Source organism: Aureibaculum flavum, assembly GCF_016406085.1.
In the GTDB taxonomy this organism is placed as follows: domain Bacteria; phylum Bacteroidota; class Bacteroidia; order Flavobacteriales; family Flavobacteriaceae; genus Aureibaculum; species Aureibaculum flavum.
This window is the reverse complement of sequence record NZ_JAEHFJ010000003.1, coordinates 300,035-315,920: the sequence shown is the minus strand read 5'-3', so window position 1 is coordinate 315,920 and position 15,886 is coordinate 300,035. Positions and strand designations below refer to the sequence as shown.

The following is a 15,886-nucleotide window of genomic DNA, read 5'->3' as shown; positions in this document are numbered from 1 at the left end:
AAGGTCTAAAAACAGGTGACTCGTTAATTTAAAAATATTATATTTGCCTTCCATAAATCTGGAATATTAATGTTGAAAAAAAGTCTTTCTATTATTTTATTAGTAGTATTTGTTAATTTTATTTTAACACCTACTATTATTTCTTTATTAGATAGTTCTAATGATATTTCTTCGGTGTTTAGTTTAAATGAAGAAGAAAAAAAGGAAAACGAATTGGAGAAGGACATTAAAATTAAAATATTCCAAAATGAAAATAATGAAGATTTTATTTCAGAATTTGCCCTATTAAGTAACCAACGTTATGGGGAGTTATCTTCAAATTATTTTCCAAAACTTCTCTTACCACCGCCTGAATTTTCTTAATTTTATAGGTATAAATCTTTATTGAAGATTTATCTTTTACTTTTTAACATATAAACCATACTATTATTGGTTTAGGTTAAAGCTATTATAATAATATATTAAACATAAAAAAATTAAGAATGAAAGCACATACAAAAGAAACTCAGGCTACAATGACTCCTCAAAAATCATTGGAATATTTAAAAGAAGGAAACCAAAGGTTTCAAAACAATCTAAAAGCTAACCGAAATCTTCTAGAGCAAGTAAACGATACAAGTGACGGACAATTTCCATTCGCTACTATTTTAAGTTGCATAGATTCAAGAGTGTCAGCTGAATTGGTATTTGATCAAGGACTTGGCGATATTTTTAGTGTACGTATAGCAGGTAATATTGTTAATGAGGATATTTTGGGTAGTATGGAATTTGCCTGTAAGTTAGCTGGAACGGAGCTAATTGTAGTTTTAGGACATACAAGTTGTGGTGCGGTAAAAGGTGCATGTGATCATGCAGAAATGGGCAATTTAACTAAGTTAGTTCAAAAAATAACACCGGCAGTTCATGCTGTTTCAGAGCCTAAAGATGAAAAGTTAAGAAACTCGAAAAATTTAGAATTTGTAGACGAAGTATCACATGTGAATGTGCAATTAATGATTGATAGAATCCATGCTGAAAGCCCAATACTTACTGAAATGGAAAAAAATGGTGAAATTAGAATTATTGGAGCCATGTATGATGTAAATTCGGGTGAAGTAAAGTTTGATGAATAATCTTTCTGATTATACAAGACTACTGTAATAAAATATAAATTATGCTCTAAAAATGGCATAACAATTAATCAAAACGATAAAATAGTATTATATGAAAAAATTATTTTCAAATTTTAGAGGAGATGCATTTGGAGGAATTACTGCAGGGATTGTAGCTTTACCATTAGCTTTAGCTTTTGGGGTATCTTCTGGATTAGGACCAAGTGCAGGATTATATGGAGCTATCTTTATCAGTTTTTTTGCAGCACTTTTTGGAGGTACCAGCACACAAATATCTGGACCAACGGCACCAATGACGGCGGTAAGTATGGTGATAATAGCAGGTTTAGTAGCTGCTTATGATGGGGATGTCAATAAAGCCTTACCAGTAATTTTAGCAGTTTTCTTATTAGCCGGATTAATGCAAATAGGTCTTGGTGTACTCGGAATGGGTAAGTATATTAAATATATTCCTTATCCGGTTGTATCTGGTTTTATGACGGCCATTGGGGTCATTATTTTAGTTACCCAAATACTACCAGCCGTTGGTTATTACCCAAAGGAAGATGTAGCATATGTAAATCAATTTAAACCGCAGGCTGAAGAGATTATTTTAGAGAATATACTAAAAGAGGAAGCAGGTGAAGGTCTTTTAGTTTTAGAAAATTTTACAGAAACAACTAGAAGAGCCGAATTAATAACCGAGGAAGATATCAATAAAGAATCTAAAACCTTAGCAGGTAAAGAGGCTTCTGGTGTTTTGGGTACTTTTAAAGTTATAGGTAGAGCCTTGCAAAATATTAATTTTTTAGAACTAATATTGGCGTTAGCTACTATTATCATTATTTACGGTTTTAAGAGAATTACAACGAAAATTCCAAGTGCATTAGTGGCACTTGTTGTTGTGTCAGGAGTTGCTGTTGGTTTTGATTTGCCTTATAGACCTATTGAACAAATACCAACAGGGTTACCCATTCCTAAATTAGAAATTTTTACGGAGTTTAGTTTAAGCAGCCTAACGCCTTATATTTTTACGGCTCTTACCCTAGCTTTATTAGGAGCTATTGATTCCTTGTTAACGAGTGTTGTAGCAGATAATATGACAAAAACAAAGCACAAACCAAATAAAGAATTAGTGGGTCAAGGAATTGGAAATTCTATTGGAGCACTTTTTGGAGGTTTACCAGGAGCAGGAGCAACGATTAGAACGGTTGTAAATATTAATGCTGGTGGTAAAACAAAGCTTTCAGGAATGATTGCTGGTGTTATGTTACTTGTAATTCTATTGGTTTTGAGTCCTGTAGCATCACAGATACCAGCAGCAGTATTGGCAGGTATTTTAATAACCGTAGGTATTGGAGTAATGGATTATAAAGGCCTAAGAGCAATTCCTAGTTTACCAAGAGATGCAAAAATTGCCGGAATAAAAGTGAGTTCTGAAGTAATAATTATGATTGTTGTTTTGTTGCTTTCTACGTTTTGGAATTTGGTTTATGCCGTAGGTATTGGACTTGTAATTGCTTCGTTAATGTTTATGAAAAAAATTGGTGATCTAACAGCGAAACGTTCAGATGTGAAGTCATTGTCAAAAGAGAAATATTGGGATGATGAAATGGAAATGCCAGAGAAATTAAAAGAAGAGGTGTTTATAAAACATGTTAAAGGTCCATTGTTTTTTGGTTCTACAAGCGAATTTCAGAGTTTATCAAAACAAATACCAGAAACAGCAACTGCCGTTGTTTTCAGAATGGATAGGATGCAATACTTAGATCAATCAGGATTGTATGCTTTAGAGGATGTTTTTGTAGATTTAAAACAACAAGGAAAAGATGTTTTACTGGTTGATGTTTTAGAGCAGCCTTATTATTTAATGGAACGTATTGATATTATTCCTGATCTAATTCCAAAAGAGAATATTTTTGCTACTTTTAAAGAATGTTTAGTTTGGATAAAAGCGAATGTTAAAGATAATGGCACTAAAAATAATAAATGAATCTAGATAGTATTTTTGATAATAATAAACAGTGGATTCATAATAAGTTAGCTGTTGATAATGACTACTTTACTAAATTAGGAAGTGGTCAAAACCCAGAGTTATTGTATATAGGATGCTCAGATAGTAGGGTGGCAGCTGAAGATTTAATGGGCTTAGAACCTGGCGATGTTTTTGTACACAGAAACATCGCCAATATGGTTATTAGCATTGATTTAAATGTAATGTCAGTTGTTAATTATGCAGTTGATCATTTAAAAGTAAATCATGTTGTTGTTTGTGGGCATTATGCTTGTGGTGGTGTAAAAGCGGCTATGCAATCAGCAGATTTAGGTATTTTAAACCCGTGGTTGAGAAATATTAGGGATGTATATCGTATTCATAAGGCTGAGTTAGATGGCATAAAAGATGAAGAAAAAAAGTATGATAAATTAGTTGAACTAAATGTACAAGAACAATGTATTAATTTAATTAAAACTGCAGCCGTACAAAAAGCATATAGAGAAAGAGATTTGAAAGTTCATGGTTGGGTTTTCGATATACATACGGGTAAACTGATTGATTTGAAAATTGATTTTGAAAATATCTTAGAACATATCATGGAGATCTATCATTTAGATTAAATTTGCAAGGTTTTTATAAGAAAGAAGAATGTCTAGAGATATAGAATTAAAAGAAAAATGGGAAGTGTTGAAGTCTAAAATTTCAATGCAATTTGCCGATGGAGAAGCCGTTGACCTGGATGCTATTATCTATTTAATTGGTGTTCAAGAATTAGGGCAAGGGTATCGTAAATTTAAGAAAGACGATAAAGTCGACTTAATGCATATTGCTATTTGTAGATTATTAGAACCGCTTGGTTATTACGAATTTGATTTTTTCGATGATGATGGCTGGCCACATTTCAAAAGTAAAGAAGAATTACCTTTTTTAAAAGCAGGCGAACAATCTGTTTTAATGAAAGAGGCCGTGGTACAGTATTTTGTTGAAAAAGGAGTGATATAATTGCGTTTAAAAATTTAAATAGCTTCAAAAATTTTACCTGGCAACGGTTTAATTACTCCTTTCAATTCTAATGTTAGTAGTAAAGTAGCAATTTTAAAAATAGGCAAGTTACAGTGCAATGCAATAATATCTAGTTGTTGTTTTCCTTCTTTTAGTAGATAATTATAAACTTTTTTTTCAGTGTCATTCAGTTCAATAAACAATTGTTGCTGAATAGCTTTTTTCTTTTCATCATCTTTTTCCCATCCTAAGATGTAAGCTATATCTTTTGCAGAAGTTAAGGAAGCTGCTTTGTTGGTTTTTATCAACTGGTTGCAACCTCTGCTATAGGCATCAGTAATTCTACCAGGAATGGCAAATACATCTCTGTTGTAAGAATTGGCGATATCAGCCGTAATTAGTGAACCTCCTTTTTCAGCAGATTCAATGACAATTGTCGCTTGCGATAGCCCGGCCACAATTCTGTTTCTTTTAACAAAATTCTCTCTATCAGGATTCGTTTTTGACCAAAAATCTGTTATTAAACCTCCATTTTTGAGCATTTGATCAGCTTGTTTTTTATGTAGGGTAGGGTAAATTCTATCCAAACCATGAGCCAATACCGCAACCGTTTGCAATTTGTGTTCTAAGGCTAGTTTATGTGCATGAATATCTACACCATAGGCCAAGCCGCTAATAATAACAGGATTGTATTCTTTTAAATTTATAATGAGTTCTTCTAGTACAGCTTTACCATAACTAGTCATCTGTCTCGTACCTACTATGCTAATGGTTTTATAATTGTTAATGTCAATGTTTCCTCTTTTGAAAAAGAACATTGGGGCATCAAAACAATGTTTTAGGTAATTAGGATAATCATCATCTTGAAAATAGGAATATTGAATATTGTTATTTTCAATAAATTCAATTTCTTCTGCAGCTCTTTCAAATATAGTTTTGTCTTTTAAGGCATATGTAATTGAAGTTCCTACGCCTTGAATTTTCGCTAAACTTTGTTTGTTTTCTGAAAATATAGCTGTTGCACTACCACATTGAGCTATTAATTTTTTAGCCATAACATCACCAACGCCATTGGCATTAATTAATGCTAATAAATGAAGTAGTTCTTCGTTTTTCAAGTTTTAGGTTTTAAAAATTTCAAGATACAAACTTTGTTAATAAAAAAGTGAAGCATTACTAAATTAAACTAAAGTTTTTTTTACATTTGTTGCACTAGACTTTTAACCCCTAAAACTTTACTCAACTGAGACTTTGTAATTACATAAGTGATTTATTATATCGTTACGAATGTGTAATTGTACCTGGGTTTGGTGGTTTTGTAACGAATACAAAATCGGCAATTATCAGTCCGTATTCCAAAACATTTTATCCTCCTCATAAGCTCATTACTTTTAATAGTCATTTAAAAAATAATGATGGTTTATTGGCAAATTATATTGCAGCGTTAGACCAAGTACCTTACGAGCATGCTTTAAATTTTATAAAATTTGAAGTTGGTCAATGGTATGATATTATTAAACAATCAGATTTAACGTTAGAATCTATAGGTAAGTTTTCTTTAGATAATAATGATACTATAATCTTTGAAACTCAAACAGAGATTAATTATTTAACGGAATCATTTGGAATGTCTTCTTTTGTTCTACCAGAAGTGAAAAGAGAAACGTTACTTAAGGAAACGCCACCAATTGTTGCAAGACCAGTTCAGTTAGACGCAAAAAGGAAAAAAGAATCTAATGCATTTTTAAAATATGCAGCCATATTCGTAATAGGGCTTTCTTTATTAGGTTTGGGAGCTAATTCTATTTATCAAAAAAACCTTTCAGAGCAGCAAAATATTGCGAATCAAGAACAGTTGCGTGAAACGCAAACCAAAATTGAAAAAGCTACTTTTATTGTATCTGAAGCTTTGCCATCATTGAGTGTAGAAGTGTCGTTAGATAAAAAACCTTATCATATTATAGCGGGTGCCTTTCGTTATCCAGAGAATGCTCAGCGTTTGGTAAATCAATTGATCTCAAATGGTTACAAGGCTCGAGTTTTAGGAGCTAACAAATGGGGGTTGACGCAAGTTTCTTACGAAAGTTATAGCGAAATAAATGACGCTATTAATAGCTTATACAGAATTAGAGAAACCGAGGCCAATGCTGCTGCTTGGTTATTAACTCAAGATTTGTAAAGACCTTTCTATATCCTTCCATTTAACGAATTACTGACTACATTAATATTTTTTTCATTATACTATTTATTTAGAGTTACCGTTCTATCTTTGCCTACTTAAATAACGATTAACATTTTTAAAATGAAAATAAAAACTCCAAAAGAATCTTTAACGGTATTAACTGATATGGTACTGCCTGGAGAAACGAATTCTTTACATAACCTTTTTGGTGGTGAGCTTTTAGCAAGAATGGATAGAGCTTGTAGTATTGCCGCACAAAGGCACTCGAATAGAATAGTAGTAACGGCATCTGTAAATCACGTAGCTTTTAATAAAGCCGTACCTGTAGGTAGTGTGTTAATTATAGAATCGAAGGTTTCTAGAGCTTTTAACTCGTCTATGGAAGTTTATGCTGATGTATGGACAGAAGATCGTGAAAGTGGTGAGAAATCAAAGGTGAACGAAGGTATTTACACTTTTGTCGCGGTCGATTTAACGGGCTCTCCTGTAAAAGTACCTGTTATTAAACCTGAAACAGAGTTAGAAAAAGAACGTTTTGAAGGAGCTCTACGCAGAAAGCAATTAAGTTTAATTTTGTCTGGTAAAATGAAACCTGAAGAAGCCGATGAGTTAAAGGCTCTTTTTGCTTAAGTCTTTAAAGGATTTTACCAATCCAAGATTCAGGGTTTTGAGGATGTATCTCTTTCATAAAACTGAATATGAGAACGGTTTTACCATTAATTGCATCCGTATGAATTGTGCCTATTTCAACTCCAGTATCAACATTATCGCCTAATTTAACCAATACATCATCAAGGTTTTTATATGCAGTAATGTAATTACCATGTTGTATCAGTACCATTTTTTTTCTGCCAGATTGTAGTTGGATAGATAAGACTTTTCCCTTAAAAATAGCTCTGGCTTTGGCTCCTTTTTCCGTTGCAATATGTATACCACTTGAGTTAATGGTAATGCCTGGCATGGTGGGATGTTTTTGCTTTCCGAATTTTCTGATAATAAGACCTTTTTTTACCGGCCATGGTAACTTACCTTTATTAGCAACTAGATTACTAGCCAATTTTTTATTTTCAGGAGTTAAATGAAACCCTGAAGATGCTTTTTTTCCGGCACTTTTATTTGATTTGGCAATAGCAGCGGCAATTATTTTGTCTACTTGTCGGTCAATTTTACGCTCTTCAGCTTGTTTGCTTTTTATTTGAGCAATATATTTTCTTTCTTTTGCTTTTACCTTACCAACCAACCTTACTTGTGAATTTTTTTCACGTCCAATGCTGTCTTTTTGTTGTGTGTGAAGAGCGATAAGCAGTCGTTTTTCGTCTTCTTTATTTCGTAAAGAATCAGTTAAGACACTTAAGGTATTTGCAGAAATCTTTATTTGTTCTCCTTGTTTTTTTCTATAAGTAGCGTACTGTTTTATATACTGTAAACGTTTATAGGCTTGAGTAAAACTTTCTGAGGATAGTAAAAATAGTAAACGACTTTGTTTATTTTTACTTTTATAAGAACTTACCACCATGTTGGCGTAATCCTTTTTTAAAACAGATAGATTTTTTTCTAATGAATTGATTTCCTTTTCATTTTTTGCAATGGCTTCTGAGAGCACTTCTGCCTCCTCGTCAATGGTTCTAATTAATCGAGAACGAACACTTATTATTTTAGTTAAATCATCAAGTTCAGACAATAAGGTCTCGGCTTCTTTTTTCGATTTAAATAAAAGATTTTGCGTTTCTTTTATTTCTTCTTGAAGTTGTTTTCTCTTTTTTTCTAATTGAGATTTCGATTGCCCCAACGAAGAAATCGTGAAGAATATGGAGATAATAATAAATAAGACAACTCTTAAGTTCATATTACAAAACTATCCTTTTTTAGATAAATAGCATTTTAGATTCTAAAAATATTTCAACAAAGTTATACCAATTTATTTGGACTAAAATATTTTATTATTTCAGTTCTATCTTTTCGTAATTTTTTGGTATTTCAAAAGGGAAACTAAGTGATTTATTGAATTCAACGGTTTTATAATCAACATCTATGGTAGAAGTATTTTTTTTGTCTGACGCAATAATGTAAATTTCTCTAGGAAAAAATTCATTTTCTATAGTTTCATAATTACCATAATTAATAACCAACGTATTGTTTTCTTCTTTTTGATTCAGTTGTTGACTATTAATTTTAAAGTTAATAGGGTTTATTAAAAAAAGAATATCAAATAAAGGATTGCTAACTTTTGGTTTTAACTGATAATTTTTTTCAGAAAAAGAGATATCAAAAGACTCTTTTTTAAGGTCTAGTAAACTCTGCCCCAATAAAAGATCTTGTACTTTTTGAAAATCTAATTCTGTACCTAAGAAATTACTTAATAACTTAAAATCACCATCAAAATAGGTTCTGTTTATTTTTTCATAAAAGCTAACTCTATTTGGAGTTATTAATACTTTACCTACAGAAAAACCTAATTTTGATAAGCTAATCCAGATGGTTTCATCTTTTTGAAGTCTTAATGAACCTGTTACACTTGGTAAATTACTTTTTCCTTTATATTTAATTTTTAACTTGGCGTTGATGGTCTTTTTATCAAAGGAATTGATGTAATGATTCTTGATTACTCTTTTAGATGACAAAGCCGTATTCTCTGATGTGTTTGTTATTTTTTTTGATTTACAGGCCGAAAATGACAATAGTACAATAGCTATAAAAGCAATTTTTTTTAACATTTTATGATTTTTTTTGTCTTATTGCTGTTGCTTTATTATAATTCTTAGAAGCTTCAACATTATTTTTTAATCCTTTATAGCTCAATCCCATTTGATCATAAAAATCAGCTTCAAGGACAGCATCATCAACTATATAATCTAATCCTACTTCTAATTTAAGAAGTGCTTGATCATATTTTTTGGTATAATTAAGAGCTTTAGCATTCATTAAATAAACGAAAGGTTGGGCAGGAAAAAGTTCTGTTCCAGTTGCACTTTCTTTTTCCAGCTCTAAATATTTCTCTTTATCATTCAACTTAATCAATAACTGCTTCAACACTCTAAATGATTTTTCAGATTGATAGGTAGCTTTTAATTCAGTTAGAGTTTGATCTTCTATATTTTTGTCATTAGATGCATCGACTGGTGTTGAAACGCTACCGCTTAAAATGGATTCTTTAAAGGGTAGGAAATTTTCGTCTAATGTTCCCTTTTTTTCTAGATCTAACAGAATCTTTTTAGCGTCTTCAATTTGATTATTTTTAATATACAGAATAACTAAATCTAATTCGGAATTGGCATTTTTTTCAGCAATTTTTTTCTGAACTTCTAAAGCTGCTTTAAAGTTGTTTTGACGGTTATAAATATCTCTCAGCAAAATTTGCATAAACAAATTATTTACATCTTTTTTTAAGGCACTTTTTACAAAGGCTTCAGCTTCTGTGTATTTTGCAAGTTCAAAGTAATTTTTACCAAACTCAAAATTTAATGCCTTGTCATCACTTCTTATATCTTGACATTTTTCTAGAGCTACGATAGCTTGATCAAAATTTCCGATAGCTTTTTGTTGCAAGGCTTCAAAGAAATACTTTTCAAAATCTAGATCGCTTTGTTCTTTTTTAAGCTCTTCTACATTTTTTGTTTCTAAAAATACTTGAGCCAATGAATCATTCTGAGTAAATCCCATAAAAGAAAAACTCATCATAATTAAAACAATGATATGCCTAATCCACTTTGTCATTAAACTTAAACCAAATTAGAATAATCGCCTATACTTATTGAGGTGAAATCACCATTGTATTCAACATTATTACCAATCATTGCATTATCTAAAGTTGCATTCTTAATCGTAGTATTCGTTTGAATTAATGAATTACTAATTGTTGAATTTTCTACAACACTATTTGTGCCAAGTGATACATTTGGTCCAATTTTAGCATTAATTAACTTTACATTATCACCGATATAGCATGGTTCTATAATTTCTGAATTTTCTAAAATTACAGATTTTGATACCAAGTTTTGTCCAGCTTGCTTTGCAAATTGCAAGACTCTACCATTTGTTTCAACGGTGATTGCTTTATTACCACAGTCCATCCATTCGTCAACTTGACCAGGTACAAACTTCATACCTTTTTTCTTCATGTTTTCTAATGCATCAGTTAACTGATATTCGCCTTTGTCTTTGATATCATTATCTAACAAATATTGTATTTCGTCTCGTAAAATTTCACCCTTTTTAAAGTAATAGATACCTATAATGGCTAAATCTGAAATAAATGTTTCTGGTTTCTCAACGAAATCGGTAATAACACCATTTTGCATTTTTATAACACCATAGGCACTAGGGTTTTCAACTTGTTTTACCCAAATAGCACCATCTGCATTTTCATCAAGTGTAAAATCAGCTTTAAAAAGCGTGTCGGCAAAAGCAACGACACAAGGACCATTTAAAGATTCCTTTGCACATTGTATAGCATGAGCTGTACCTAAGGCTGTTTCTTGAACTGTTACCACACCTTTTGCTCCTAAGTCTTTTGCTATAGCCAATAATTTACTTTCAGTATCCTTAGGAAAAGTAGGACCTATTATAAAAGCAATTTCTTCAACATTTTGTTTTAAAACAGCAGCAATGTCTTCAACCAATCGTTGTACGATAGGTTTTCCGGCTATTAATGTTAAAGGTTTAGGAATTGTTAAAGTGTGAGGTCTTAGGCGAGAACCTATACCTGCCATAGGGACAATTATTTTCATAAGTAACTTTGTTTTTAAAGAAAGCAAATATAGTTATTTGAACTGGTTTAGTATTTTTCCATAAATGCTCCATCTTTAACGGTGTAATGGAAGTGAATATTGTTGGTTTTACTCGTTTTTTGCCATTGTTCTACTAGGTTTTTGTAGTTTGAAGCATCTGCAATTATTGTTTTTGGTTTCATTTGATCTATTAATCGGTCTAAATTTAACTTTGGTGAGTTTCGCAACCAAATTATTTCCGGATTAATGTTTAGATTTTTGTAAACACCAAAACTATCTATTACAACTATGCTTTTTGACCCAAATTGATAGGTGTTTTTAATTAAATTTTCATCAGATGCAAGCTTTGAATTTGTGCCGATTAAATAATCTTTAATAAAACCTTTATTTGTTAAACTGTCTAAATTATGTTCAATACTGGTTGCATTACCATTTCTTTTTAAAAGAATTGAATATCTCGATTTATTAAAAATTACAAATTCAGATCCATGATGGGTATTGTATTTTTCTAGAATTAAATTCGATTGAAAAAAAATAACAGCTATTAAAATATATTTTATGGCAGTTTTGTTTCTAGTTTCAAACCATTTAAAAAATGTGATTATAAGCAAATAGCTTAAAATAGTAGAAACTACGGTAAAAGAAATGTTCTGAAATAAGAAAGACTCTTGTTTTCCTATCCAACCCACTGTTGTATTAAGTATAGAGATTATTTCTTCATATATATTGGCTATGAAATTCGGTAATATGTCCAACAGAGCGAGGAGAATTACTAATATCCCCAATCCTAAAATTAGCCCTAAAAAGGGAATAATTATAAGATTTGCCACTAAAAACAGCCCTGGAAATTGGTGAAAATAATACAAACTCAGAGGTAAAACACCTAACTGAGCGGCTATAGAAACCGTAAACAGTTGCCAAGGGTAATCAATTACTTTATACTTAGGTTTCCATAGATTATATAATTTTGGTTGTACCCAAACTATAAAAAACACAGCTAAATAACTGAGTTGAAAACCAACTTCAAAAAGATAAAGAGGATTAAATAATAACAGAAAGAAAACAGAAATTAATAAGGTTTTATACGTGTTAATCTCTTTTTTGGTTGCTAATGCTACGGCAACGGCAGTAAACATTGTGACTGCTCTAATAACGGAAGCTGATAATCCCGCAATAAAAGCAAATGCCCATAAAAAGAATACAACAATACATAATTTTATAACCTTACCCTGTTTTAGTCTTTCTAAAGGTTTAAACAAAAAGTTGAGCAGTAATAAGATTATTCCCACATGCAATCCTGAAACAGCTAAAATGTGTATGGCTCCAGCATTTTGGTAATTTTCTATGATTTCTTTTGATATTTCTTTTCGCTGCCCTAACAGTAATGCATTAATTATGGCTAACTCATCTCCCTCAAACCCATTTTCAAGTAATGAAGTATTTATTTTTTGTCTAAAGGTATGTGCTAATCCTTTTAGAGATGTTTTATTATTATTTAAGGGTATTATGGTACCGTCATAAATTGTCATTTGATGATGAATCTGCTGTCTGGCTAGATAATTCTTATAATTAAATTGATAGGGATTTAAAGGTTTATCAATTTCTTTAAAATCTTCAAAAACCATGATTTTATCATCTATGGAAAAATCATTCTTTGTGGAATCTTTTAAAATATTAAGTTTTATTTTCCCTACTGAATGAGCACTGTTAATGCTTACAACTGTAGCAATGTAGCTATCGTAATAAGCGTTGGGTTTTAAAATGTCTATAATTATTAACTCCGTTTCATTTGAATTATCTGACAAATGGTTGAGATAATTTTTTTCATTTACATTAGGATTTTTAAAGGTAACCGAAGCAAAACCTATGAGGATAAAAATAGCGTACGTACAGACCGTAAAATAATGATACTGATTTTCCTTTTTTTTTGAAAGTAAGTATGTTATTAATAGTAATAGTAATGAAAAAACTAAGAGTGCACTAACCAGAAGAAAACGTAATTCAATATAGAACCCTAACACAATACCAATAATTAAAAAAAAGACAAGTTGTGCAGGTATGTATTTTAGTATTTTCAAATATGTACAGTATTAAATAAGTCTCAATTTACCATTTATTGTTAAATCTATACCATTTGTTAAGAAAAACAATACTTACGTTTAATTTACTTTAAATTAATCCTTTTCTGACCTATCTTTGAAGTAAGTATCAACCCAAATACTTAAAAATATTGTGAATAGTCAAAGTACTATTTAAAGAAATTAAATTTAGAGTTATTTAATTAAAAGCCTCATCTGCATCTCATGTCATTTGGGGCTTTTCCCATTTTTATAGCCAACTATTTTTCTCTTTTTTATTCCTTCTTTTTTGATAATTAATTGCCGAACTTTGCATTTTAAAACCGGCTGATTTAGTAGCATGCAATCCAAACCAAAAATTACCTTTACATATATTAATAAATTAGCACTACCAGCACTAATAGCAGGTATTGCAGAACCATTGCTTTCTCTAACAGATACTGCGATAGTCGGTAATATTGATGTAAATGCTACAGAGGCATTGGCTGCGGTAGGTATTGCAGGTTCATTTTTGTCTGCTTTAATCTGGATTTTAGCTCAAACACGTTCGGCTATATCTGCCATAATTTCACGTTATTTTGGAGCTAATAGATTAGATGAAATACAATCTTTGCCAACCCAAATTATTGTAATTAATTTAGCATTAAGTGCTATTCTGTATTTTGTATCCATAGCTTTTGTTGAATTTATTTTTAAACTCTATAATGCAGAGGGACTTATTTTAAATTATACAGTTTCTTATTATAAGATTAGAGCTGTTGGTCTGCCATTAACGTTATTGGTATTTTCAATTTTTGGTGTTTTCAGAGGTTTGCAAAATACGTTTTGGCCTATGATAATTAGTATTACAGGCTTGCTTTTGAATGTTGGTTTAGACTTTGTTTTGGTATTTGGTATTGAGGGTTTTATTCCAGCAATGCATATTGAAGGTGCGGCATATGCCAGTCTTATTTCTCAAGTTGTTATGGCGGTAATGGCTTTGTATTTATTCATAAAAAAAACACCGTTCGAATTGAAGTTTCTATGGCCATTTAATACTGAAATAAAACGATTGCTATTGTTAAGTTTAAACTTATTTATAAGAGCATTGTCTTTAAATATTGCTATTTATTTCGCCAATTCCTATGCTACAGCTTATGGAAACAATTATATAGCCGCTCAGACAATCGCATTTCAAATATGGTTGTTTTTTGCTTTTTTTATTGATGGATATGCAAGTGTTGGTAACATTGTTTCGGGTAGGTTATTAGGAGAGAAAGATTATAAAAGCTTATGGAAATTAAGTGTTGACCTCAGTAAATATGCTATTGTCATAGCGTTTATTTTGGCGATTATTTGTTTTATATTTTATATACCTATCGGTAAGGCTTTTACAAAAGAAACAGACGTTTTAGATTCCTTTTATGGAATTTTTTGGATTGTATTATTGATGCAACCCTTAAATGCCATTGCTTTTGTTTTTGACGGATTGTTTAAAGGCTTAGCAGAAGCCGTAACATTAAGAAATACACTACTAATTGCGACATTCTTAGGATTTATACCTGTGTTATTAATCGGAGATTATTACGGATTAAAACTATATGCGATATGGATAGCTTTTACCGTTTGGATGTTTTTAAGAACAATTATATTGGTGATTGTTTTTAGGAAGAAGTATTTGGTCAATACTACTATTTAGAGTTATAGATTAGCCCAGCTGCTTTATCACTTGCACCTTTACCTCCTAATTTTTTTTCTAATTCAAAATAGTCTAAAAAGAGTTTTTCCCTGTATTTATTGTCCAATATATTAGTGAGCTCTTTCTCTAACCTTTTCGGATTAAAGTCATGCTGAATAAGTTCAGTGACGACTTCACGATCCATAATTAAATTCACTAATGATATGAATTTTAACGTGATAATTCGTTTAGCTATTTGATAGGATATATTACTCGCTTTATAACATACCACTTGAGGTACTTTAAACAAAGCGGTTTCTAATGTGGCAGTACCAGATGTTACTAAAGCAGCATATGAAACGGATAATAAATCATATGTTTTATTCGATATAAACTTAACATTTGAATCTTTTATGAAAGGTTTGTAAAATTCAAAATCTTGACTTGGAGCACCTGCAATTACAAATTGATAGTCCTTAAATTTATCAACCATTTTAAGCATTACTGAAAGCATTTTAGTTATTTCTTGCTTGCGACTTCCAGGTAATAGTGCTATAATAGGTTTTTCGGATAGGTTGTGTTTTTTCTGAAAAATTTTTTCACTTACTTGAGTTCTATCTGAAATGGCATCAATCAAAGGATGGCCTACAAAATTAACTTTATAGTTATATTTTTCGTAAAAAGCCTCTTCAAAAGGTAAGATGACAAACAAGTTATCTATATCCCGTTTTATGTCTTTTACACGGCTTGCTCTTGACGCCCAAACTTGAGGTGATATATAATAATTGGTTTTAAAACCTTCTTTTTTTGCCCATTTTGCGATACGCAAATTGAAACCAGAATTATCAACAAAAATAATATGATCTGGTTGATATTGTGCAATGTCTTTTTTACAGAAAGAAATTAGTCCTAAAATTTTACGAAGATTGAAAATAACTTCCGCAAAACCCATAAAAGCTCGGTCTTTATAATGCTTAACTAAGGTGCCGCCAACGGATTCCATCAAGTCTCCACCCCAGAACCTAAACTCAGCATTTGCATCTTTTTTTTGCAATGCTTTCATTAGATTTGAAGCATGTAAATCACCTGAGGCTTCTCCTACAATGATGTAATATTTCACTTAATTTAATCTTAGGTTTAGATTTAAAGTTTT

15 protein-coding genes and 1 pseudogene are annotated in these 15,886 nt (G+C 31.1%); 9 read left to right on the top strand and 7 right to left on the bottom strand.

The genetic code is table 11. The annotated features are described in order from the left end of the window. The first annotated feature begins 69 nt into the window (after window positions 1-69). The 5 genes from JBL43_RS07335 to JBL43_RS07315 all read left to right on the top strand — a co-directional run bounded on the left by JBL43_RS07335 (window position 70) and on the right by JBL43_RS07315 (window position 4,089). Window positions 70-363: a hypothetical protein gene (locus JBL43_RS07335; RefSeq protein WP_198840804.1), complete on the top strand. Its 294-nt coding sequence runs from the start codon at window positions 70-72 to the stop codon at window positions 361-363. A gap of 119 nt (window positions 364-482) precedes the next feature. Beyond that, entirely contained in the window at window positions 483-1,112 is a 630-nt protein-coding gene (locus JBL43_RS07330) for a carbonic anhydrase family protein (RefSeq protein WP_198840803.1), read from the top strand. 91 nt (window positions 1,113-1,203) lie between these two features. Then, window positions 1,204-3,084, top strand: coding sequence for a SulP family inorganic anion transporter (locus tag JBL43_RS07325; RefSeq protein WP_198840802.1), 1,881 nt, complete (start codon window positions 1,204-1,206; stop codon window positions 3,082-3,084). Then, window positions 3,081-3,707 (top strand): carbonic anhydrase, encoded by a 627-nt coding sequence (locus JBL43_RS07320; protein WP_198840801.1) that lies wholly within the window; start codon window positions 3,081-3,083, stop codon window positions 3,705-3,707. Before JBL43_RS07325 ends, JBL43_RS07320 begins: the two co-directional genes overlap by 4 nt. 28 nt (window positions 3,708-3,735) lie before the next feature. Beyond that, the gene (locus JBL43_RS07315) at window positions 3,736-4,089 is read left to right on the top strand and encodes a hypothetical protein (RefSeq protein ID WP_198840800.1); all 354 of its coding nucleotides are present in this window, start codon (window positions 3,736-3,738) and stop codon (window positions 4,087-4,089) included. Between the two features lie 14 nt (window positions 4,090-4,103). On the opposite strand, the gene dprA is transcribed toward JBL43_RS07315, so the two are convergent. Further along, window positions 4,104-5,207 carry a DNA-processing protein DprA gene (gene dprA, locus JBL43_RS07310; protein WP_198840799.1) on the bottom strand — a complete coding sequence of 368 codons (1,104 nt, stop codon included), beginning with the start codon at window positions 5,205-5,207 and terminating at the stop codon, window positions 4,104-4,106. Between the two features lie 125 nt (window positions 5,208-5,332). Between dprA and JBL43_RS20435 the strand changes: the two are divergent. The 3 genes and pseudogenes from JBL43_RS20435 to JBL43_RS07295 form a co-directional block, all read left to right on the top strand. Beyond that, a pseudogene (locus JBL43_RS20435) lies at window positions 5,333-5,494 on the top strand (HU domain-containing protein); the annotation flags it as partial. Window positions 5,495-5,512: 18 nt separating this feature from the next. Continuing rightward, a complete protein-coding gene (locus JBL43_RS07300; protein WP_198840798.1) occupies window positions 5,513-6,268 on the top strand; it encodes an SPOR domain-containing protein in 756 nt (251 codons plus the stop codon). A gap of 123 nt (window positions 6,269-6,391) precedes the next feature. Continuing rightward, window positions 6,392-6,901, top strand: a complete 510-nt coding sequence (locus JBL43_RS07295) for an acyl-CoA thioesterase (RefSeq protein ID WP_198840797.1) — start codon at window positions 6,392-6,394, stop codon at window positions 6,899-6,901. 4 nt (window positions 6,902-6,905) lie between these two features. Here JBL43_RS07295 and JBL43_RS07290 read toward each other — a convergent pair whose 3' ends face one another. The 5 genes from JBL43_RS07290 to JBL43_RS07270 form a co-directional block, all read right to left on the bottom strand. After that, on the bottom strand, window positions 6,906-8,117 hold the full coding sequence (locus JBL43_RS07290) for a murein hydrolase activator EnvC family protein (protein WP_198840796.1): 1,212 nt from the start codon (window positions 8,115-8,117) through the stop codon (window positions 6,906-6,908). 94 nt (window positions 8,118-8,211) lie between these two features. After that, the gene (gene lolB1 / locus JBL43_RS07285) at window positions 8,212-8,985 is read right to left on the bottom strand and encodes a lipoprotein insertase outer membrane protein LolB1 (RefSeq protein WP_198840795.1); all 774 of its coding nucleotides are present in this window, start codon (window positions 8,983-8,985) and stop codon (window positions 8,212-8,214) included. A gap of 1 nt (window position 8,986) precedes the next feature. Then, a complete protein-coding gene (locus JBL43_RS07280; RefSeq protein WP_198840794.1) occupies window positions 8,987-9,949 on the bottom strand; it encodes a tetratricopeptide repeat protein in 963 nt (320 codons plus the stop codon). 41 nt (window positions 9,950-9,990) lie between these two features. Continuing rightward, on the bottom strand, window positions 9,991-10,998 hold the full coding sequence (locus tag JBL43_RS07275; protein ID WP_198840793.1) for a sugar phosphate nucleotidyltransferase: 1,008 nt from the start codon (window positions 10,996-10,998) through the stop codon (window positions 9,991-9,993). A 47-nt stretch (window positions 10,999-11,045) separates the two neighbouring features. Then, complete coding sequence (locus tag JBL43_RS07270) at window positions 11,046-13,076, bottom strand: ComEC/Rec2 family competence protein (protein ID WP_198840792.1); 2,031 nt, start codon at window positions 13,074-13,076, stop codon at window positions 11,046-11,048. A gap of 340 nt (window positions 13,077-13,416) precedes the next feature. Here JBL43_RS07270 and JBL43_RS07265 point away from each other — a divergent pair, with 340 nt between their 5' ends. Further along, a complete protein-coding gene (locus JBL43_RS07265) occupies window positions 13,417-14,754 on the top strand; it encodes an MATE family efflux transporter (RefSeq protein ID WP_198840791.1) in 1,338 nt (445 codons plus the stop codon). Here JBL43_RS07265 and lpxB read toward each other — a convergent pair. After that, on the bottom strand, window positions 14,747-15,853 hold the full coding sequence (lpxB, locus tag JBL43_RS07260) for a lipid-A-disaccharide synthase (protein ID WP_198840790.1): 1,107 nt from the start codon (window positions 15,851-15,853) through the stop codon (window positions 14,747-14,749). The genes JBL43_RS07265 and lpxB overlap by 8 nt on opposite strands. Window positions 15,854-15,886 lie beyond the last annotated feature (33 nt).

Coding starts and splice junctions, on each gene's coding strand:
- JBL43_RS07335 (WP_198840804.1), top strand. CDS start 70: ATGTTGAAAAAAAGTCTTTCTATTATTTTATTAGTAGTATTTGTTAAT.
- JBL43_RS07330 (WP_198840803.1), top strand. CDS start 483: ATGAAAGCACATACAAAAGAAACTCAGGCTACAATGACTCCTCAAAAA.
- JBL43_RS07325 (WP_198840802.1), top strand. CDS start 1,204: ATGAAAAAATTATTTTCAAATTTTAGAGGAGATGCATTTGGAGGAATT.
- JBL43_RS07320 (WP_198840801.1), top strand. CDS start 3,081: ATGAATCTAGATAGTATTTTTGATAATAATAAACAGTGGATTCATAAT.
- JBL43_RS07315 (WP_198840800.1), top strand. CDS start 3,736: ATGTCTAGAGATATAGAATTAAAAGAAAAATGGGAAGTGTTGAAGTCT.
- JBL43_RS07295 (WP_198840797.1), top strand. CDS start 6,392: ATGAAAATAAAAACTCCAAAAGAATCTTTAACGGTATTAACTGATATG.
- JBL43_RS07290 (WP_198840796.1), bottom strand. CDS start 8,117: ATGAACTTAAGAGTTGTCTTATTTATTATTATCTCCATATTCTTCACG.
- lolB1 (WP_198840795.1), bottom strand. CDS start 8,985: ATGTTAAAAAAAATTGCTTTTATAGCTATTGTACTATTGTCATTTTCG.
- JBL43_RS07280 (WP_198840794.1), bottom strand. CDS start 9,949: ATGATGAGTTTTTCTTTTATGGGATTTACTCAGAATGATTCATTGGCT.
- JBL43_RS07275 (WP_198840793.1), bottom strand. CDS start 10,998: ATGAAAATAATTGTCCCTATGGCAGGTATAGGTTCTCGCCTAAGACCT.
- JBL43_RS07265 (WP_198840791.1), top strand. CDS start 13,417: ATGCAATCCAAACCAAAAATTACCTTTACATATATTAATAAATTAGCA.